Source organism: Ideonella sp. (assembly GCF_044358605.1).
Taxonomy (GTDB): Bacteria; Pseudomonadota; Gammaproteobacteria; order Burkholderiales; family Burkholderiaceae_C; genus Ideonella.
On sequence record NZ_JBIKNQ010000006.1, the window covers coordinates 39,626 to 56,935 of the forward strand.

The window sequence follows — 17,310 nt, forward strand, 5'->3', positions numbered from 1 at the left end:
GTCATGGTGTGCTTCCCTCACAAAACGTCTGGATCGCGTCGCAGGCTCGGGCGAGCGACGCATCGTCAATAGCGTAGGCGATGCGCAGGTACGGCCCTAGGCCGAAAGCGCTGCCTTGCATCACCGCCACCTGAGCCTCATCCAACAGCGCCAGGGCCACATCCTCGTCGGTGCGCAAGAGACGGCCCCCAGCACTGCTGCGTCCGATCAAGCCCTCGCACGAGGCAAAGGCGTAGAAGGCGCCGGCGGGTCGTGCGCAGCGCAGGCCGAAGCCACGGTTCAGGCGCTCAACCACCAAGTCGCGACGCCGCTGGAAGACCTGCCGAACCTCGCTGACGAAGCCCTGCGGGCCCTTGAGCGCGGCCAGCGCGGCGTGCTGGGAAATGCTGCTCGCCCCTGAGGTCTGCTGCCCTTGCAGTTTCTCCATGGCTTGCAGCAGCCACTGGGGGCCGGTGGCGTAACCGATCCGCCAGCCGGTCATCGCATAGGCCTTTGACACACCGTTCATCGTCAGGGTGCGTTCGGCCAACCGTGGCTCAACTTGGGCCATGGTCACAAAGCACTCACCGTCAAAGGTCAGATGCTCATAAATGTCGTCAGACAACAGCAGCACATGCGGATGCCTGAGCAGCACCTCGGCCAGCGCTTGCAGCTCGGCCCGCGAGTACACCGCCCCTGTGGGGTTGGACGGTGAATTGAGGATCAGCCACCGTGTGCGCGGCGTGATCGCGTTGCTCAGCGCCTCAGGCGTCAGCTTGAAGCCAGAGGCCTCGGTACAGGGCACGGTCACTGCTCGCGCGCCGCACAAAGCAACCATCTCGGGGTAGCTGACCCAGAAGGGTGCGGGCACGATCACTTCGTCCCCAGGGTTCAGGGTGGCCGCCAGCGCGTTGTAAATGACTTGCTTGCCGCCACTGCAGACGATGGTGTCCTGCCAGCGCGTGGGCAGGCCGTTCTCTCGCGCAAACTTGGCCGCGATGGCCTCACGCAGTGGCCGCAACCCCGCCACTTGGGTATAGCGGGTGTGGCCTGCGTGGATGGCCGCAATGGCGGCCTCACGCACATGCACAGGCGTGTCGAAGTCGGGCTCACCCGCGCTGAGCGAGATGACCGCCACGCCTGCGGCCTTGCGCTCGGCCACGCGGTCAATCATGCGGTAGGTGGCCGAGGGCTGCGCGGCCGCCAAGTGGGCATTCAAGCGCATGGGCAGGTCTGTCATGCGCGCTCCCGCCAATGGGACAAGCCCAGCAAGTCCACCGTGCTGGCACCCGCAGCCAGGCGACGCATGAACTCCGCCTCTTTGGCCGCTCTGGCCTCGCCTGCCGCAAGTACCCGAGCTGCCTCGGCCGCGGGCAGCACCACCACACCGTCGTCATCGGCCACCACCAGATCGCCCAGAGCGACTTCAACACCTGTCATTCGGATCGTTTGTCCGACCCCCGGTGCGCTGGCTTTGATAGTGCCGCGCACCGAGATCCCCCGCGAGAACACCGGGAACCTGCGGCGCGTCATGGCCGCCACATCCCGCACGCCGCCGTCTATCACCAAGCCTGTGAGGCCAGCGGCCTCGGCGGCCACCGTCATCACCTCGCCCCAGTAGCCTGCCACAAAGTCATCGGTGGTGACGATGAGCACACTGCCGCGCGGCGCGCGCTCTACCGCCAAGTGAATGGCCAGGTTGTCTCCGGGCGAGCAGCGCACCGGGTAGGCCGGGCCAGCGACCGCAGCGCCCACCCAGATGGGGCGAATGGCGGGGTCGATGGCACACGGCAGGCCCGAGGCCTCATAGAGGGTGGAGGTGCCCAAGGCGAGGGCGCGCTGGTGGGTGTCGACTTGGCTCATGCGTCCCTCGTTTGCAGTTGGTGGTAGCCCGTCTGGGCGCGTGCCTCCGCCAGCGTCATGCCCGTGGCGATCAAGCCGCGGATGCGCGATTCGGCGGCTTCAATGCGGTGGGCTACGTCTGCCACCTCGTGGGCACGCGCTCTGGGCACCACCACCACGCCGCTGGCGTCGGCCACGACGATGTCGCGAGCGACCACCCGGGCTGTGCCGATGGACACCGGCCCGTTCACTTCAGCCACCTCCACACGGTCTTTGCCGGTGCGCATGTAGCGGCCGCGAGTGAACAGCGGGTAGCCGTCCCCAAGGGCCTTGGCCACATCGCGGCAGACGCCGTCAATCACCGTGGCCGCAATGCCGCGCAAGCCAGCGTACTGGGTCATGATGTCGCCCCACACGGTGCAGTCGGTCCGGCCGCCGTTGTCGATCACCACCACATCACCTGCGGCCACCTCGTCGATGAAATCCCCGACCGTGCCCGCCGGTTGTCCGCAGCTCACATAGCGCACGGTAAAGGCGGGGCCCACCACCGTGCCCCGGTAGTTGTCCAGCGGGGCAAGCCCCCAGCACTGGCCCGGAATGCCCAGCTTGTCCATGGCGTCCGACACCCCCGGCGTGTCCAAGCCCTGAAAAAGGGCGACCAGTTCTTTGTCGGCTGGGCTCATCGTGCGGCTCCCGTTTGGATGGCGTCAAACTCCTTGTCGTGCATCACGTCCTCGACAGAGCGCCCAGCGCGCACGGCTTGCACCATGCCCTCCTGACGACGGGCGATCCGCTCGGCCAAAGCCAAGACCTCTTCGATGCGCGAGGCAGCCACAAACACCGTGCCACATTGGTCGGCGATGACGTAGTCGCCCTCTGACACCGTCACGCCCGCCACCTGGATGGGGCAGCCGGCATCGCGTTGCACCACGCGGTTGCGGGCGCTGATCATCGTGGCACCACGGCCGTAGACCGGATAGGCGATCTCCTCATTGGCCTCAATATCGCGGCTGAAGCCGTCAATCACCGTGCCGCGAATTCCGCGTACCTTGGCCGCATTGGCCAAGATGTCTCCCCAGCAGGAAATGCCGTCGATGCCGCCAGCAATCACCAGAACGCGGTCGTCGCTATGAATGGCCGCAATCACCGGCGAGATGAGATGCACCGTGGGTGCGCTGCCCTGCTTAGGCCCTAACTGAACCGTGCTGGCCCGGCCCACGATGCGGGGGCAGGCCCACAAAGGCCGCAAGCCCACCGTGGCACCCGGCAGAGAGAGAAAGTCGAGCGCGTCTGAGACGGTGGTGGTGTCTAGGCGGCCCAGGCGAGCAAGCAAGGATTCAGGCATGGCGTTATCGCGGCGATTTGGGCTGTGGTTGAGGTCACCACTGTCGATGCCCGCCAACATTCTGTAAATTCCGATTTCAGTAAGCTATTGATACGCCAAACCTATGGATACGCCATGATCAATTTCCGCCTCATGCGACATCTCTATCTGTTTCTGGCCGTTGCCGAGGAGCAGCACTTTGGCCGCGCGGCCAAGCGGCTTGGCATGTCGCAGCCGCCCTTGACAGAGCAGATCCAAGTGCTGGAGCAGGCCTTGAAGGTGCAACTGTTCGTGCGTTCGCGCCGAGGAGCGCAATTGACGCCGGTGGGCCTGGCCATCGTGCCGGCGGTGCGCAAGTTTGTGCAGCAGATGGAGCAGATGGAGCTGGCCGTGCGCGAGGCCACGGCGGGCCAGACCGGCATGCTGACCATTGGCGCCATCTCATCGGCCATGCTGGAGGTGTTGCCCGCCTATCTGCAGCGCCTGCGCCAGCAGTTCCCCAGGCTGACGCTGTCGGTGCGCGAGATCGACAGTGCTGACGCCGTGCCCGCCCTGCTGGCTGGCGATGTCGACCTGGCCTTTGCGCGCCTAGAGGGCGAGTTGGGCGAGGGCATCCAGACCCAGACCATGGCCCAAGACCGGCTGCAAGTGGCACTGCCTGCGCAGCACCGCTTGGCCCGGCGCCGGCGCATCGACTTGGCCGACTTGGCTGAAGAAGCCTTCGTGATGTTCAGCCGCCGCGTCAGCCCGGTGTACTTCGATCGCATCATCGCGCTGTGCCAGGCCAGCGGCTTTTCACCACGCATTCTTCATGAGGTGCGCAGCGTCGCGACACAGGTCGCTTCGGTCGGCTGCGGGCAGGGCATCGCCTTGGTGCCCGCCACCCTCAAACGCATTGCGCCAGACAGCGTGGTGTTCAAGCCCATGGCGCAGGTGGTGGATGTGGTGACCACCGCTGCCGCCTGGTGCCCTGGGTCCGTCAACCCCGCTTTGATGATGGCCGTGGCGGCCCTGAAGGTTGATCGACGTTGAGTCGGCCGCACGGCCATGCGTGGTCAGAGCGCCTTGCGCCGCGCAGGCCAGGTCTTGCACGGGGATCTCGACCCAGGCCATGGCATGGGTGGGGTGGACGATGGGAAGAGGCTGCGGTGAATCAGACCTTGAAGAGAAAGAAGGGAAACGTCTTCACACGGTGCCCACGCCCTGCTGCCACTGTGGCCGCAGACAGAGCCTGTCCGCTCTTCAAGATGAAGCAAACAGGTTTGCCAATGCTGTGGCTTGCGCTGGGCTGTAGACCACCACCCCAATCGGCACATTGGGCCCAATGTGCTGGCGCATCTGCGCAGCCTCACTCTCCGTGAAGCCCCCACACAGCTCGATCAGTTGCACCCCATTGGTGACGAGCGCTTGGGCCGCCAACTGTGCCGCCGCAAAGTCTGCAACCCCAACAACGAAGGTCGTGAACAGGCCCGAAGACAGCTGCGCGTTGTGGGCGTCGGCCTTGTAGCCCGGACCTTTAACAATGAACCCGAATACTGAAAGTGGCATGTCTGACGCCGCGATGGCGACTTAGTCGGTGGAGGCTTCATTATGTGCCTGTAGCGGTCTGAGGCGGGCCTGTTTTTCGTCGTTGTGCCTGGGTCAGCCCGCCATAGCCCCAATTCTCAGCAGGCACCTCCAGCACCGTCACATAGCTGGCCTCGGCCAGCGGCGTATGCGCGCCCAGGTGGGCCTGCAGCGCGGCATAGGCCTGGGCCACAAACGCGGCATTCTCCTCAGCGCTGTTGCTGCCCTGGCTGATGCGGATCTCCAGCAGCGCCATGGGCGCCTCAGGCGCCGCACCGCCTAGCGCCCAGTGGCTGGGCTCGGCTTGCTGAATATGCAGGGCTGTGACGGCGCTGCGTTTGTGCAGCACCGTGGTGCTGATCTGCGTCAGCGCTTGGCCCAAGGCGCGCAGCGTGGCGGGTGGCTGGGGTGGGCAGAGTTGCAAGTGCAAGGTCGGCATGGCGAGCCTCTCCTCAACCCAAGTTCAGGCGGCTGCGCAGCTTGGTGTGGGCGCGCAAGCGGGCTTGCAGCCGGGCTGCGGCGCGCTGTGCGGCGTGTGTGGCGGCATGCCACAGCGCGTCCCCCGCGTCGTTCAAGGCTTGCTGCCGCAGGCGCAGGGCCTCGGTGCGAGCTTGGGCGTGCAGCAGGTGGCGGGTGTGCTCGTCCAGGGCGGGTGGGGTGTGCATGGTGCGGGTCTCCGGTTTGGCGCCCACAGCGGCAGGGGCTGGGGCGTTGCTTGAACTGTAGGCAGGTAAGCAAACCCGCGAAACCCATCCAAAAGCCAATCTGTTTTGCAGATATTGCAAAACAAGCCGGTGGCCGCCCACAATCAGGCCATGAACCTGCAACTCGACGACCTAGCCCTGTTCCTGCGCGTGCAGGCCTTGGGCTCGCTCTCGGCGGCGGCGCGCGAGCGCCAATGGCCTGTCAGCCAAGTCAGCCGCGCCCTGGTGCGGCTGGAAGCCCAATGCGGCGTGCGCCTGATGCACCGCAGCACCCACGGCCTGTCGCTCACCGACGAGGGCGACACGGTGGCCCAGCATGCCCGCAGCATCTTGGGCAGTGCCGAGGTGCTACAGGCCGACTTGAGCGGGCGCTTGGCCGGCCCCAGCGGCTGGGTGCGCGTGGCCGTGAGCCCCGCCCTGGCCGAGGCCGTGCTGGCCCCCAGCCTGCCCGGCCTGTACGAGCGCTACCCCGGCCTGAAGGTGGACATCAGCGCCGACGACCGCCTGGCCGACATGGCCCGCGACGGCATCGACATCGCCATCCGCACCGGCGAGGTGCTGCAAGACGGCCTGGTGGCACGCCCCATTGGCGGCTACGGCCGCCTGCTGTGCGCCAGCCCCGCTTATCTAGCGCGTCACGGCACGCCCCAAAGCCTGGACGATCTGCACCAGCACCACCTCATCGCCAGCAGCGTCAGCCCCAGCCTCAACCGCTGGCCCATTGCCCAAGCCGCAGGCGGCGGCGAATGGCCCGTGCAAGGCCGCACCCGCAGCGACAACAGCGCCGCCACCCTGGCCCTGGTGCTGCACGGCGTGGGCCTGGCCCGCCTGGCCGAGCCCGTAGCCCGCCCCCACCTGGCCAGCGGCGCGCTGGTGCACCTGCTGCCCGAGCAGATCGACCCCCAGCGCGTGCCCGTCTATGCGGTGATGCGGCCCGAGCGGCAGCGGCTGCCTAAGCTGCGGGCGTGCATTGAGTGGTGGGGGGAGTGGGTGGGAGGGGGTAGCTAGGCAAAGTGAGGGGCTGCTCTAGGCTGAAAACGGAAGAGCATGAAGGTCCGTTTGGCGGTGTCACCGCGTTAGCGTGCGGGCCACGCGCTCTCGCAGTTGGTCTAGACGTTCACAACGACTGGCACGACAACCTGTGCCGTCACCTGCTGTGCGATTGGGGTGTAGAGGTCCACGACCGTTTCCGGCGCGCGAATGGTAATGATCAGGCTGTATTTGGCCGGCAGGTCATACCGATCTTGCGCGGGACGAGTGCGCCACCATCCGTTCGAAGGGTAGACCGATATGAAGCCCCGGCTAGCGAGGTCGGCTGCGTTGCCGCGCCAGATGTCTTGGTGCAGTGAACCGCGATGTCGAAAGTTGTCGCCCAGGACCCAGTTGGAGTCGGCCGACGGCGTAGCGCGTCCGGCCTCTTCGCGGATCACGGCGGCATTGATGCGCGCCTGAAAGTCTTCGACCGTCTCTAGCGGCCGACGGACAGCAAAGCGCAGGCGGTGCGATGGGTAGTGGTACTTGGACGAACTGCCACGGGCAGAGGGATTGGGCTCGACGAAGTACGACAGCGTCACACGCATCTCGACCTGCGTGTTCTGCAGTGCCTCCAATTGCTCTTTGGGCCAAGGCAGAGCGTGGAAGTTCATGTCTCGCGACTTGATGACACTCCCTTCCTTCTTGTACGGGTGCACCTCGTCTTCCACTACCAAAGACAACGAGTTGCCGACGCTCCACAGTGCTCGCTCCAGGCTGGGTACACCCCAGCCGCAGTGGCGAATCAACCTGGCGTATTCCTGCTTGTTGCGCCGGGTGCCGTTCGGCGGGTACATCTGCAGCATCGGCTCGGTCCACTCCGCCGAGTTCACGATCAAGGCGCGGACCGTCTCCGGCCGCAGCGCCGGGTAGGCCGCCATGATCTGGGCCGCCATTCGCGAGCACAGTGCCGATGCGGCGCTAGTGGCATTGGTGGTCCAGAAGACCCGGGTCAGAGGGCGATTGTTCGTGGTGAGCAATTCGAGGCTGGCGAAGGTGTCAGTGTTCACGCCGTCGTTGGCGGCGTTACCGCCTTCGAGCACAACATCGGGCTTAAGCGGCCAGGCGCGCTCATCCCATCCGAACGAGCTTGACGTGAACGGGCTCAGCGCTCCGCTCGCCGCGACTGGGCTGAAGTGCTGGGCTCCTGCCTCGGTGATGGCGGTCTTCTCGGTGAAGGCGCCGACCGTCAACGCGTTCCAGGACTGACCGGGGTCGTGGATCAGGTTGAGTGACAAGCTGTTGGGGTACTGGGCCCAGTGTGCTGGGTCATTCGTGTTCCCCGCCGACAGCACAAAGAGGCGAGGAAAGGCGCCCTCGCCAATGTCGTCGGACGCCAGCGAATCGACGGTTGATGACCATGCCGATGGGCGGCCGAAATCCCGGTAGTCGGACGCCGTCACGGCGGATGAGAAGACGCGCTTTCTTTGACCGAACCCCGCTTCAGGTGTGGTGACACCGTCCAGGAATAGGCGCGCGTGGTGTTTGTCGTCACCCACGTTTGAGCCTTGGTTTGGCGTCAGCTTGACGGACTCAATACGATGAGAGACAGCGATCGGGCCGGCCGATGCCAGCGCGGCATGCAGGTCACCGTAGCCTACCAAGCCCGCCAGTCCGGTGCCATGGTTCGCGATGTCGTCCGTTCCCCAAGCAGCATTGACGGTGTGCAGGTCCGCGGGATCAATAAACGGCTGTAGCAGCGGATGGCCGCGATTGACGCCAGAGTCGAGCAGGCAGACGCGCGGGACCTCGTCCCCCGCACCCGGCGGCTGAAGTCGGGCCATCAGGTCGGCACTCCACTGTTGCTGCTCGGCGGTGCCCATGCCAACAAAGAACTCTGCGGTGTCTTTGGCCCGCCGCAGTTCGGCCACGCAGTTGAGCGCCATCACAGACTGGGAAAGCTGCTGCTGCGATCCGTACATGACCACCACAGATCGCTCGGGGAAATCGACCACTGCGTCACTGACTTGGCAATGCGACATCGCTGCCAAACGACGGAAGTCATCGACGGCAGACACGCCAGTATCCCTGCCGCGCCGCACCCAAACTTCCCACCAGAACGCCTCTTCAGGATTTGCGGGCAGCAAGTCGGGCGTGTCAGTCCACAGGCCCTGGATGGCAGCCGCCCGGATGCTGCCGATGGTGTTCAGTAGCTTCTTGTTGTCTCTGGCGTTGCCGTTGCGGTCTGTCTTCTCTTCGAGATACTCCGTGACCAGGCGTTCGAAGTGCTGAAGCTGACCGTCGGGCACGAACACGTTGGCGAGCACGGCCTTGTTGTCGCGCTCTTGTACGCTGAGCAACTCAATGCCCTTGCCTTTGCCTTCCGCAGCCAGGCGCTCGAACGCCAAGTCGGCGTCCGGTCTAGATAGAAACTGGATTTGGAGGCCGAGGCCGGATTCGAGGCCGATCTCCTCCTGGCGTTGACGTGCCGCATCGGCCAACGGCTGCAAAGCCAGCAGTTGGCTGCGCAGGGTTGCGCCATGTTGTGCTCGATCGAGCTGCGGCAGCGCCACTTTCTTGCCACCCTTTGGCGAGTGGGCCGTGAATGGCTTTGCCTCGGACGTGTTTTGCAGTACGAAATGCGGTTGCTTATCGGGTATTTGATCCGGCATGGTTTAGCGCGTGCATCCTGTTTTTTGCGAGCTTCGCATTGATGAGGCGGCGTTCCTCTAATGCACGCCCCAGCTCAGCTCGTTGCACTTTCGTCTGGTCATGCATGATCGCATCCTTGATGGAAGCGTCTACAGCGCGACATATCTCTGCGTAGCTCAAGCCCTCGGCTTGCTCAACCAAACCATCCTTCTTGAATGGCTTGGGAACGAATTGGCCGAGACGAGAGCGAATCAGTGCCAGCGCCTGTTCGGACGTAGGTAGATGGTATTCCACCACATCGTCGAATCGCCTGAACAGCGCGTAGTCGAGAACTTCGGAGTGGTTGGTTGCCGCGATGATCAAGCTGTTCGACTGATCGTGTTCGATCATCTGGAGGAAGCTATTCAGGACACGACGAATCTCGCCCACGTCGTTGGTTTGTCCCCGCTGTGACCCGATGGCGTCAAACTCGTCGAAGAAGTAAACCCCTCGGATATCGGTTATCGCGTCGAAAACCTGCCGCAGTTTCGCGGCGGTTTCGCCCATGAACTTGGTAATCAGGGAATCGAGTTGAACCACGAAGAGTGGGATACCAAGTTCGCCGGCCAGGGCTGAGGCGGTCATGGTCTTGCCTGTACCCGGCGGACCCACCAGCAACAGCTTACGGCGCGGTGAGAGCCCATGCTCTTTGATCCGCGCCAGTTGCCGCTGCTCCTTGACCACCCGCTGAAGCTGGTTTGAAGTCACTTCGTCGAGGACCATGTCCCCTAGCCGGTTCGCTGGGTGGCTCAACGTCAGCAGGTTCGCTAGTTCCACGCGAGGCTTGGTAACACTGCCAATGGCAACGAGCTTGCCGGTCGCGTCCTGGCCGATGCGGCTCTTGGCAGCATCGATCATCTGGCGCAGTTCCTCTGCCAGTTTGCCGTGACCCAGCTTGGCCTCATGGGCGGCGACCTGCATCGCGATAGACAAGAAATGTCCATCATCGCGACTGATGTGCGACTTGATGAGAGCCTTGAGCTGTTCGGAGCTAGCCACGGGGTCGCTTGGAATCGTTGAAGTTGGTGTGCGAGAGCATTATCGCTTGATGGTCATCCCGATCTCGCGATTTCGAACCCTGTCGTGAGCTGTCTCCCAGCCCGCCAAGAAGCACCTCATGGAATCTAGCACCGTGGCCCTTCGCGACAAGCAAACGGATCTCATTCCATAGTTCAACCGCTCTAGCGGTCAGCAACAACTTTGGTGCGTCGAGTTAGGCACTACGAGTCGCAGCATCCGCTGCATATCCGTCACGTAAAGCCCTGTTCATCTCTGCCCTTCAACACGCCCCAACCCCACCTTCCCCTTCGGTCTCAAGCACACGAGCATTCCGGCACCGGCTCGGCCGCGCCTTCGGGCCAGCGCAGATCAAAGCGATGCAGCTCCATCGCGGCCAGCAGCGGCAGCCCAAGCCTCAAGCGCTGGCGCAAGGGCTCGCTCACAGCGTAAACGTGAACCCCTCAATCAACGCCCCAGGCGTGCGTGAGCCACCCAAGGCCCGCTGGTCATAGGTGTCTACGGCGGGGTCGATGGCGGTGTGGCTGGTCAGCGCGATCAGCTTGGGGCCGAGCGCGTCGAACAAGCTTTCGTCCCAGCGCATGTCTTTGATGGGGCCGACGATGGCGCCGTTTTCGACCCAGAAGCAGGCATAGCGCGTCATGCCGGTGACGCGGGCAGAGACCGGGTCGCTCCAGTTCAGGTAATGCAGGTTGGACACATACAGGCCCGTGCCCAGCGCACTCAAGACGTCGGCTTCCGCCAGCGTTCCGGGCGCGACATCCAAGGCACGTGGCGATTCCCCCTCATTGGCGCCGTTAGGCTGGAGGCCAAACTCTTTGGCCGTGCGGGCGTTGACGAGCAGCGAGGCCAGTCGGCCCTGGGCAATCAGCGGCAGTTGTGGGGCCGACACTTCGCCTTGGTCGTTGAAGCGCGGTGTGAGGCCGAGGTTGAAGTTCTCGGTGATGTTCAGCAGGGGCGAGAGTTGCACCTCGCCCTCTGCCAATTTCTTGAACGGGCTGAGCCCCTGTTTCCAAGCCAAAGCACTGAGGGCATGCCAGCCCATCATCCCGACCAGATCGCTAAGGGCGCGTGGCGCCAAGTAGGTGCGGTACTGGCCAGGGGCCACGCTCTGCAAGGGCTTGTCCATCAAGGCCAGCAGGCCTTGGCTGTGCGCGAGGTTGGCGGCCCATTGCTCGGCGTCCCACTGGCTGGCGGCATAGCTGCCCTTGACGGCGCGTGCACCGTTGTAGAGCGAGTAGTCCAAGAAGAAGTTTTGCGTGGCAAACCAGTGCCGCTGGCCCTTTGAGTTGCGGTTGGCGCGCACGATGGAGCCACTGGCATACAAACCCGCCATGTCGCAGCCTTGGGCGGGGGCCAAGATCGCGGCCACCACATCGGACGCGGCCAACAAATTGGCCCGGAAGCTTTCGTCGCTGCTGCCGTGGTTGTCGATGGGCACCTGGTGGGGGTCAGCGGGCAGCACCAGCAGCTCTTGACGACACTGCGCCAAGAGATGTGCCATGTTCTCAGCGTCGGTGGGCCAATGGCCAGACAGCGTGCGTGAGGCCTGGGTGCTGCGCCCCTGCCCTTGGAGCTCAAGGGCCAAGGACATCTGCTCGACCTGGGTGGCCTGGCGCACTTGATTGTTGTTGATGCGCACAAACAAAGACTCTTCGGCGCTGAGGTTCAGCGTCGCGGCCTCGTCGCCTTGAAGCTGGCCCAGCACCTGATCGCAGAGGGCGTCGAAATGGCCACGCACGGTGTCCAGAAAATCGTGCGTCGTGCTCATGCTTGGCCTCCGAAAACTTCCACGCCCCTGAACAAGCAGGGCGGCGACGCATGTCCGACGCGGATGACTTGGCTGGGTTCTCCCTTGCCACAAAACAGGGTGCCGAAGACTTCGCTGTGCTGGCCCACGGCGGCCAAGCGCCGCCAGAAATCGACCGTGATGCCTCGGTAGTTGGGGTTGCGAACCACCTCACCGAGCTGGCCGTTGCGGATGATGCGGCCGTACTCACAGCCGAACTGGAACTTGTTGCGGTAGTCGTCGATGGACCAGGAGCGGTTGGTGGCCATCAGGATCCCGTTCTCGACCGAGGCGATCATGGCTTGCAGGTCTGAGGTGCCTGGCTCTAGGTTGATATTGGCCATCCGGTCGATGGGGGCGCGGTTCCATGCTGCCGAGCGGAAGTTGGCCACACCGGGCAGGCCGGAACGGACTTGAGACTCGACCGACCCCAGGCCGCGGCGCAGGATGCCGCCTTCGATCAGGAATTCGCGCTTGGCAGGGTTGCCGCCGTCGTCAAAAGCATAGCTGGCCAAGGCGTGTGCTGTGGTGGGGTCGAAGGTCACATTCATCAGCTCAGAGCCATAACGCAGTTGCCCAAAGTCGCTGGGCTGCACAAAGCTCCAGCCGGCATAGTTGCGCTCATCGCCCAAGATGCGATCCAACTCCAGCGGGTGGCCGATGGACTCGTGAATCTGCAACATCATTTGGTCGGGCATCAGGATCAAGTCCATCGTGCCGGTCGGGCAGTTGGGCGCAGCCAACAAGGCCAGCGCCTCTTCGGCCACACGCTGGCCTTGCTGCGCAAACACCGCCGCATCGAACACCTCGCCACCGAATTGGCCGGTGTGGCTCCAGCTTCGGGTTTGCGACTGCACGCCCTCGGCAGCAGTGGCAGCCAAGGTGATGTCCACCATGTCGAATTGTTGACTCGTCTGCGTGCCATTGCTGGCGTAGTAGTCGATCTGGGTCTGCACCAGCGTGGCATGGGCACTGCGACTGACGACCTTGTCGCTCACCGCCATGGCGCGCGACGCCTGCTGCAGGCATTGCGTGACCTGAGCCAAGGGGACTTGGGAGAGACGGCTTTGCGCCGGGCTGATGTAGCTGCCTTGCACGGCGGCGCGCTGAGCCTCGGTGAAGGCATGCACTTTGTAGGGGGCCATGGCGCGCGTGGTCGCAATGGCTTGGTCAAAGGCGCGCTTCAAGCCTTCCGGGCGCAAGTCAGCGGTCGCGGCATAGCCAAAGTGGCCGTCCACCAAGACTTCGCACATCGCACCCTCTTCGCAGCGGGTGTCGTTGCTGTCGGGGCTGTCGTTACGAATGGCTCGTGATTGGGTGACTTCGCGCGAGTAACGCACACCGGCCCATTGCGCCGCCTTTTGAGCGTGACTCAGGGCTTGTTGGGGGTCAAATTGGTGCATAGGCAAGATGAAGAATGGTCATGATGACGACTTTTGGTCGAATCAAGTTTACGTCCCACGCTTCGTCCCTTTCGCAAGGGGTTTGCCGCCTCAAGCGCTGACCACCCCCACCCTCATCCCCCCCTTCGGCCGCAACGTCACATGCATCTGCGGCACCGGCTCGGCCGCGCCGTCGGGCCAGCGCAGCTCAAAGCGCTGCAGCATCATGGCGGCCAGCAGGGTCATCTCCAGCATCGCAAAGTGCTGGCCCAGGCAGACGCGGGGGCCTAGGCCTAAGGGGATGTAAGCGCCTTTGGGTGGGGCTTCATTGGGGGCCATGAAGCGCTCGGGGCGGAAGGCCTGGGGCTCGGGGAAGCTGCGCGGGTCGCGGTGCAGCACCCAGGGGGTGATGCGCAGCATGGCGCCTTGGGGGATGGCCCAGCCGCCCAGGGTGATGGGCGCGGTGGTGCGGCGGGTCATCAGGGCGGCCACGGGCGGGTACAGCCGCATCGCTTCTTTCAGCGTGGCGGTCAGCCAGGGCAGTTGGGGCAGGTCGTCGGCCACGGGGTCGCGGGTGCCGCTTGGGTGGCCCCAGGCGCCCAGCAGGGCGCGCACTTCAGTGCGGGCCTGGGCTTGGGCTTCAGGGTGGCGGGCCATCAGGGCGCTCCACCACAGCAGGGCAGTGGACGAGGTCTCATGCCCCGCCTGAAAGGTCACCATGCATTGGTCAAACACTTCTTGGCGTGACAGGGCCTGGCCGTCTTCGTCGCGCAGGGCCAGCAGTTGGCTCAGCAGGTCGGTGGGTGTGGCGTCGGCTTGGGCGGGTTGCGCCAGCCGCTCCTCAATGCGGTCGTTAATGAGCTGGCGCAGGCTGCGCAGCGCGGCACGCTTGGCGGCTTTGCCCGGCAGGGGCAGCCAGTCGGGCAGGGTGATGGGCCAGAACATTTCTTTGAAGGCGGTGGCCGACAGTACTTCAGTGGCTTGCATGGCGGTGTCGGCTTCGCCGGGGCGGGCCTCACCAAACAGGGTGCGCAAGATCACCTCAATGGTCATGCGGTTCCACAACGCGTCCATGGCGTGCTCGCGGGCCGGGGCGCTGGCCAGGGCGTCCAGGCTGTGGTGGCCGGCCTGGGTCATCAGGGCCGCGTAGCCCGCCACGCGCTTGGGGGTAAAGGCGGGCATCAGCATGCGGCGCTGGCGCTGCCACAGCGCGCCTTCGGTGGTCAGCACGTTTTGGCCCAGTCCCTCGGCAAGCACTTCGACACCGCGCTGCCAGCGCACCAGGTGCTCGGCCTGGTTGATCAGGGCCTCGCGCACCAGCTCGGGGGACATCAGGTCATAGGCCTGTTCGTTACCGATCTTCATCAGGCTGATGTCGCCATGCTCGCGGTGCAGGCGGTCCATCAGGCCCAGGTAGTCGCGACGCATGGCCAGCAGCAGGTCGAAGCCGCCCCAGCGGCTGCGCGGGCCGGGGGGGCAGGGCGGCGGGCTGGGGCCCCAGGGCTGGGCGTTGTGTGGTGTCCATGGGCGTCAGCATGCCTCAGCGGGGCCAGCAGGTATTGAACGATTCCGACAAACGGTCGGTGGTGCGGCTTCGCGCCCTACACTCCCCGGCCATGGCTTCGCCTTGCCACTCTGTTTTCGCCACGCCTGCGGGTTTGTTGCCGTCGGGCGTGTTGTGGCGGCCTGCGCCGGCCTTGGCTTCTTGTGTCTGGGCTTATATGGTTCGCAATACGGTGGGCCACACGCTGCAGCCCGCTCAGCGCCTGAACCACTTTCCGGCCTCGCCCCTGTGTAGCCTGACCTGGTGGATAGAGGGCGAGGCCCTCACCTTGCTGGGGGGCGACGACACGCCGCCCCGTTCGCCCGAGGCCGCCACGCCCCAGGATTTGCCCTCGCGCTGGGTGCTGGGTGGCCCGCAGACGCGGCCGGGCACCAGTTGGAACCCTGGCCCGGTGCACAGCTTGACGGTGGTGCTGATGCCCGAGGCCCTGCAGGCTTTGACGGGCCTGGCCCCCGCAGACCTGACCGACCAATTTGTGGATGCGCATCAAGCCTTGCCATCGGCCTGGGCCGTGCTGCACGGCCAGGTTTTGGCGGCCCCGGATGACGCGACGCGCCTGCAGGCGCTCGAAGCCGCTTTGGACCCCCTGTGGCAGGCCTGCCGCCCTGCTGCATTGCCGGCCATGCACCGCGTGAGCGACTGGGTGGCCCACCTGGCGCAGCGTGCGGCCACCTCCAACAGCGGGCGCAGCCTGCGGCAGTTGGAGCGGCGCATCAAGCAGTGGGCCGGGCAGCCCCTGCGTGACCTGCAAGTGATGGGCCGCTCAGAGCAAGCGTTTTTTGATGTGGCGGCGGCCCACTTGAGGGGCGATGTCAATTGGGCCGAACTGGCGGTAGCGGCGGGCTACACCGACCAAGCGCACTTCTGCCGGGTCACGCGGCGCATCACCGGTTTCAGCCCCGAGGCCCTGCGCCAGGGCGTGCTCTCGGGCGAGGCCTTCTGGCCCTATCGCTTGTGGCTATGAGGCCGCAGCGTCGGCCCCCAAAGCCACCAGCATCTCCCGCCCCCAAGCTTCGGGGCCGGTGAGCGTCAGCGTCACGGTGACCCAGTCGCCGTCTTGGGTTTGCTGCTGTTCCACATCCCAGGCCCCACCTTCGTCCAGCGGCCCACAAGGCCCCGGCGCATGGGCCTGGCACCAGGCCAGTACGGCTTGCACCTCGGCCAGCACGGCGGGCAGGTGCGGCGGCTTGACGCTGGCCATGGCGTCCCAGGTGCCGTGGCCCTCGCCGTCGTCGCTGGCGTCGAAGTGGAGGTAGTTCAGTGGCCTGGTCACGGCTGAGCATTCAACGCTTGCAGACGTGCGCAGGCGCTGGCCAGTGGCAGGGCTTCGATGTCATGCGCCATGGGGAAGCTCTCTGTGCCTGGGTAGATGACCCAGCGCTGCTGAGGCTTCACGTCATCACAGGCGGCATGAAAACCGCGCTCGACTTTGGGCGATAGGCTGCGCTTGACCTCGATGGCCGTGAGGCTGCCGCCCGGCAGGGTCAGCAGGATGTCGATCTCCGCACCGCCGCTGCTGCGGTAAAAACTGGCTTGGGTGTCGGGGGGCGCGCAGGCGAGCAGGTTTTCCAGCACCCAGCCTTCCCAACTGGCTCCCACCACCGGGTGGGCCAGCAGGGTGTGCAGGTTGGCAATGTCCAGCAGTGCATGCACCAGGCCACTGTCTCGCACATAGACCTTGGGCGACTTCACCAGGCGCTTGCCCAGGTTGGTGTGCCAAGGTTGCAGGCGACGCACCAGCAGCAGGTCGCACAGCAGGTCGATGTAGTGGTGGGCGGTCTTGGCGTCCACGCCCAGGTTGCGGGCCAGTTGGGCCACGTTCAGCAGGCCGCCTTGGTGGTGAGCCAGCATGGTCCAGAAACGGCGCAGGGTTTCGGCGGCAATGCGGGGGCCGAACTGGGGGATGTCCCGCTCCAGGTAGGTGCGGATGAAGTTCTGTCGCCAGCGCAGGCTGCGTGCCTCACTGCTGGCGGTAAAACTGTCTGGAAAGCCTCCGCGCAGCCACAAGCTGTCTTGGTGGGCGGCCCCTGTTTCTAGCAGGGTCAGGGGTGCCAATTCCAGGTAAGCGATGCGCCCCGCCAGCGTCTCGCCCGATTGGGCCAGCAGGTCCAGGGAGGCAGAGCCCAGCAGCAGATAGAGGCCCTGGCGGTGCCCGGCGCGCCGGGCTTGGTCGATCAGCCCGCGCAGCACGGGGAACAGCGCGGGCGCCCGGTGGACTTCGTCCAGGATGACCAGTTTGTCGAACAGGCTGGGCAGCAGCAGCTCGGGCTCAGCCAAACGGGCGCGGTCGCGCTCGGACTCCAGGTCGAGATAGACACTGGAGTGGCCTTGGGCCACGGCCAGCGCCAGGGTGGTTTTGCCAACCTGGCGCGGCCCCAACAGGGCCACAGCGGGGCTGTGGGCCAACTCTTGCTGGAGTTGGGCCTTTAGATGGCGCTCAAACATCCTTGCAATTATGGAGTTTCATTCCATGAATTGCA

17 protein-coding genes and 1 pseudogene are annotated in these 17,310 nt (G+C 64.9%); 3 read left to right on the forward strand and 15 right to left on the reverse strand.

Features of this window, described 5'->3' with window-relative positions; genetic code table 11:
- Window position 1: 1 nt before the first annotated feature.
- From ACIQ3Q_RS03565 to ACIQ3Q_RS03580, 4 genes are read right to left on the reverse strand one after another with little or no spacing between them, the layout of a single operon-like run.
- Window positions 2–1,219: a pyridoxal phosphate-dependent aminotransferase gene (locus tag ACIQ3Q_RS03565; RefSeq protein ID WP_396267600.1), complete on the reverse strand. Its 1,218-nt coding sequence runs from the start codon at window positions 1,217–1,219 to the stop codon at window positions 2–4.
- A complete protein-coding gene (locus ACIQ3Q_RS03570) occupies window positions 1,216–1,842 on the reverse strand; it encodes an RraA family protein (RefSeq protein WP_396267601.1) in 627 nt (208 codons plus the stop codon). The genes ACIQ3Q_RS03565 and ACIQ3Q_RS03570 overlap by 4 nt, the downstream gene beginning before the upstream one ends.
- Entirely contained in the window at window positions 1,839–2,504 is a 666-nt protein-coding gene (locus ACIQ3Q_RS03575; RefSeq protein WP_396267602.1) for an RraA family protein, read from the reverse strand. Before ACIQ3Q_RS03575 ends, ACIQ3Q_RS03570 begins: the two co-directional genes overlap by 4 nt.
- Window positions 2,501–3,166 carry an RraA family protein gene (locus ACIQ3Q_RS03580; protein WP_396267603.1) on the reverse strand — a complete coding sequence of 222 codons (666 nt, stop codon included), beginning with the start codon at window positions 3,164–3,166 and terminating at the stop codon, window positions 2,501–2,503. Before ACIQ3Q_RS03580 ends, ACIQ3Q_RS03575 begins: the two co-directional genes overlap by 4 nt.
- 114 nt (window positions 3,167–3,280) lie before the next feature.
- On the opposite strand from ACIQ3Q_RS03580, the gene ACIQ3Q_RS03585 reads away from it, so the two are divergent.
- On the forward strand, window positions 3,281–4,177 hold the full coding sequence (locus tag ACIQ3Q_RS03585) for a LysR family transcriptional regulator (protein WP_396267604.1): 897 nt from the start codon (window positions 3,281–3,283) through the stop codon (window positions 4,175–4,177).
- A gap of 210 nt (window positions 4,178–4,387) precedes the next feature.
- On the opposite strand, the gene ACIQ3Q_RS03590 is transcribed toward ACIQ3Q_RS03585, so the two are convergent.
- From ACIQ3Q_RS03590 to ACIQ3Q_RS03600, 3 genes are read right to left on the reverse strand one after another with little or no spacing between them, the layout of a single operon-like run.
- Window positions 4,388–4,693 carry a DUF6506 family protein gene (locus ACIQ3Q_RS03590; RefSeq protein WP_396267605.1) on the reverse strand — a complete coding sequence of 102 codons (306 nt, stop codon included), beginning with the start codon at window positions 4,691–4,693 and terminating at the stop codon, window positions 4,388–4,390.
- A 40-nt stretch (window positions 4,694–4,733) separates the two neighbouring features.
- Window positions 4,734–5,150 (reverse strand): 4-oxalocrotonate tautomerase family protein, encoded by a 417-nt coding sequence (locus ACIQ3Q_RS03595; protein WP_396267606.1) that lies wholly within the window; start codon window positions 5,148–5,150, stop codon window positions 4,734–4,736.
- 13 nt (window positions 5,151–5,163) lie between these two features.
- Window positions 5,164–5,376, reverse strand: coding sequence for a hypothetical protein (locus ACIQ3Q_RS03600; RefSeq protein ID WP_396267607.1), 213 nt, complete (start codon window positions 5,374–5,376; stop codon window positions 5,164–5,166).
- Window positions 5,377–5,526: 150 nt separating this feature from the next.
- On the opposite strand from ACIQ3Q_RS03600, the gene ACIQ3Q_RS03605 reads away from it, so the two are divergent.
- Window positions 5,527–6,423, forward strand: a complete 897-nt coding sequence (locus tag ACIQ3Q_RS03605; protein WP_396267608.1) for a LysR family transcriptional regulator — start codon at window positions 5,527–5,529, stop codon at window positions 6,421–6,423.
- A gap of 101 nt (window positions 6,424–6,524) precedes the next feature.
- Here the strand turns inward: ACIQ3Q_RS03605 and ACIQ3Q_RS03610 are convergent, their stop codons facing one another.
- The 6 genes and pseudogenes from ACIQ3Q_RS03610 to ACIQ3Q_RS03635 form a co-directional block, all read right to left on the reverse strand.
- The gene (locus ACIQ3Q_RS03610; protein ID WP_396267609.1) at window positions 6,525–9,059 is read right to left on the reverse strand and encodes a S8 family peptidase; all 2,535 of its coding nucleotides are present in this window, start codon (window positions 9,057–9,059) and stop codon (window positions 6,525–6,527) included.
- The gene (locus ACIQ3Q_RS03615; RefSeq protein WP_396267610.1) at window positions 9,037–10,077 is read right to left on the reverse strand and encodes an AAA family ATPase; all 1,041 of its coding nucleotides are present in this window, start codon (window positions 10,075–10,077) and stop codon (window positions 9,037–9,039) included. Before ACIQ3Q_RS03615 ends, ACIQ3Q_RS03610 begins: the two co-directional genes overlap by 23 nt.
- A gap of 314 nt (window positions 10,078–10,391) precedes the next feature.
- Window positions 10,392–10,520: a hypothetical protein gene (locus ACIQ3Q_RS03620; RefSeq protein WP_396267611.1), complete on the reverse strand. Its 129-nt coding sequence runs from the start codon at window positions 10,518–10,520 to the stop codon at window positions 10,392–10,394.
- The gene (locus ACIQ3Q_RS03625; RefSeq protein ID WP_396267612.1) at window positions 10,517–11,866 is read right to left on the reverse strand and encodes a TldD/PmbA family protein; all 1,350 of its coding nucleotides are present in this window, start codon (window positions 11,864–11,866) and stop codon (window positions 10,517–10,519) included. The genes ACIQ3Q_RS03620 and ACIQ3Q_RS03625 overlap by 4 nt, the downstream gene beginning before the upstream one ends.
- A complete protein-coding gene (locus ACIQ3Q_RS03630) occupies window positions 11,863–13,287 on the reverse strand; it encodes a TldD/PmbA family protein (protein WP_396267614.1) in 1,425 nt (474 codons plus the stop codon). Before ACIQ3Q_RS03630 ends, ACIQ3Q_RS03625 begins: the two co-directional genes overlap by 4 nt.
- 90 nt (window positions 13,288–13,377) lie before the next feature.
- Window positions 13,378–14,730: pseudogene (locus ACIQ3Q_RS03635) on the reverse strand (cytochrome P450); the annotation flags it as partial.
- A 152-nt stretch (window positions 14,731–14,882) separates the two neighbouring features.
- On the opposite strand from ACIQ3Q_RS03635, the gene ACIQ3Q_RS03640 reads away from it, so the two are divergent.
- Window positions 14,883–15,794: a helix-turn-helix domain-containing protein gene (locus ACIQ3Q_RS03640; RefSeq protein WP_396267615.1), complete on the forward strand. Its 912-nt coding sequence runs from the start codon at window positions 14,883–14,885 to the stop codon at window positions 15,792–15,794.
- Here the strand turns inward: ACIQ3Q_RS03640 and ACIQ3Q_RS03645 are convergent.
- Together ACIQ3Q_RS03645 and ACIQ3Q_RS03650 are read right to left on the reverse strand one after the other, a co-directional pair.
- The gene (locus ACIQ3Q_RS03645; RefSeq protein ID WP_396267616.1) at window positions 15,789–16,103 is read right to left on the reverse strand and encodes a hypothetical protein; all 315 of its coding nucleotides are present in this window, start codon (window positions 16,101–16,103) and stop codon (window positions 15,789–15,791) included. The genes ACIQ3Q_RS03640 and ACIQ3Q_RS03645 overlap by 6 nt on opposite strands.
- Entirely contained in the window at window positions 16,100–17,275 is a 1,176-nt protein-coding gene (locus ACIQ3Q_RS03650) for an ATP-binding protein (protein ID WP_396267617.1), read from the reverse strand. The genes ACIQ3Q_RS03645 and ACIQ3Q_RS03650 overlap by 4 nt, the downstream gene beginning before the upstream one ends.
- Window positions 17,276–17,310: the final 35 nt, after the last annotated feature.

Bases quoted from the DNA above. Each gene is read 5' to 3' on its own strand.
- ACIQ3Q_RS03565 (WP_396267600.1), bottom strand. From the start codon at position 1,219: ATGACAGACCTGCCCATGCGCTTGAATGCCCACTTGGCGGCCGCGCAG.
- ACIQ3Q_RS03570 (WP_396267601.1), bottom strand. From the start codon at position 1,842: ATGAGCCAAGTCGACACCCACCAGCGCGCCCTCGCCTTGGGCACCTCC.
- ACIQ3Q_RS03575 (WP_396267602.1), bottom strand. From the start codon at position 2,504: ATGAGCCCAGCCGACAAAGAACTGGTCGCCCTTTTTCAGGGCTTGGAC.
- ACIQ3Q_RS03580 (WP_396267603.1), bottom strand. From the start codon at position 3,166: ATGCCTGAATCCTTGCTTGCTCGCCTGGGCCGCCTAGACACCACCACC.
- ACIQ3Q_RS03585 (WP_396267604.1), top strand. From the start codon at position 3,281: ATGATCAATTTCCGCCTCATGCGACATCTCTATCTGTTTCTGGCCGTT.
- ACIQ3Q_RS03590 (WP_396267605.1), bottom strand. From the start codon at position 4,693: ATGCCACTTTCAGTATTCGGGTTCATTGTTAAAGGTCCGGGCTACAAG.
- ACIQ3Q_RS03595 (WP_396267606.1), bottom strand. From the start codon at position 5,150: ATGCCGACCTTGCACTTGCAACTCTGCCCACCCCAGCCACCCGCCACG.
- ACIQ3Q_RS03600 (WP_396267607.1), bottom strand. From the start codon at position 5,376: ATGCACACCCCACCCGCCCTGGACGAGCACACCCGCCACCTGCTGCAC.
- ACIQ3Q_RS03605 (WP_396267608.1), top strand. From the start codon at position 5,527: ATGAACCTGCAACTCGACGACCTAGCCCTGTTCCTGCGCGTGCAGGCC.
- ACIQ3Q_RS03610 (WP_396267609.1), bottom strand. From the start codon at position 9,059: ATGCCGGATCAAATACCCGATAAGCAACCGCATTTCGTACTGCAAAAC.
- ACIQ3Q_RS03625 (WP_396267612.1), bottom strand. From the start codon at position 11,866: ATGAGCACGACGCACGATTTTCTGGACACCGTGCGTGGCCATTTCGAC.
- ACIQ3Q_RS03630 (WP_396267614.1), bottom strand. From the start codon at position 13,287: ATGCACCAATTTGACCCCCAACAAGCCCTGAGTCACGCTCAAAAGGCG.
- ACIQ3Q_RS03640 (WP_396267615.1), top strand. From the start codon at position 14,883: ATGGCTTCGCCTTGCCACTCTGTTTTCGCCACGCCTGCGGGTTTGTTG.
- ACIQ3Q_RS03650 (WP_396267617.1), bottom strand. From the start codon at position 17,275: ATGTTTGAGCGCCATCTAAAGGCCCAACTCCAGCAAGAGTTGGCCCAC.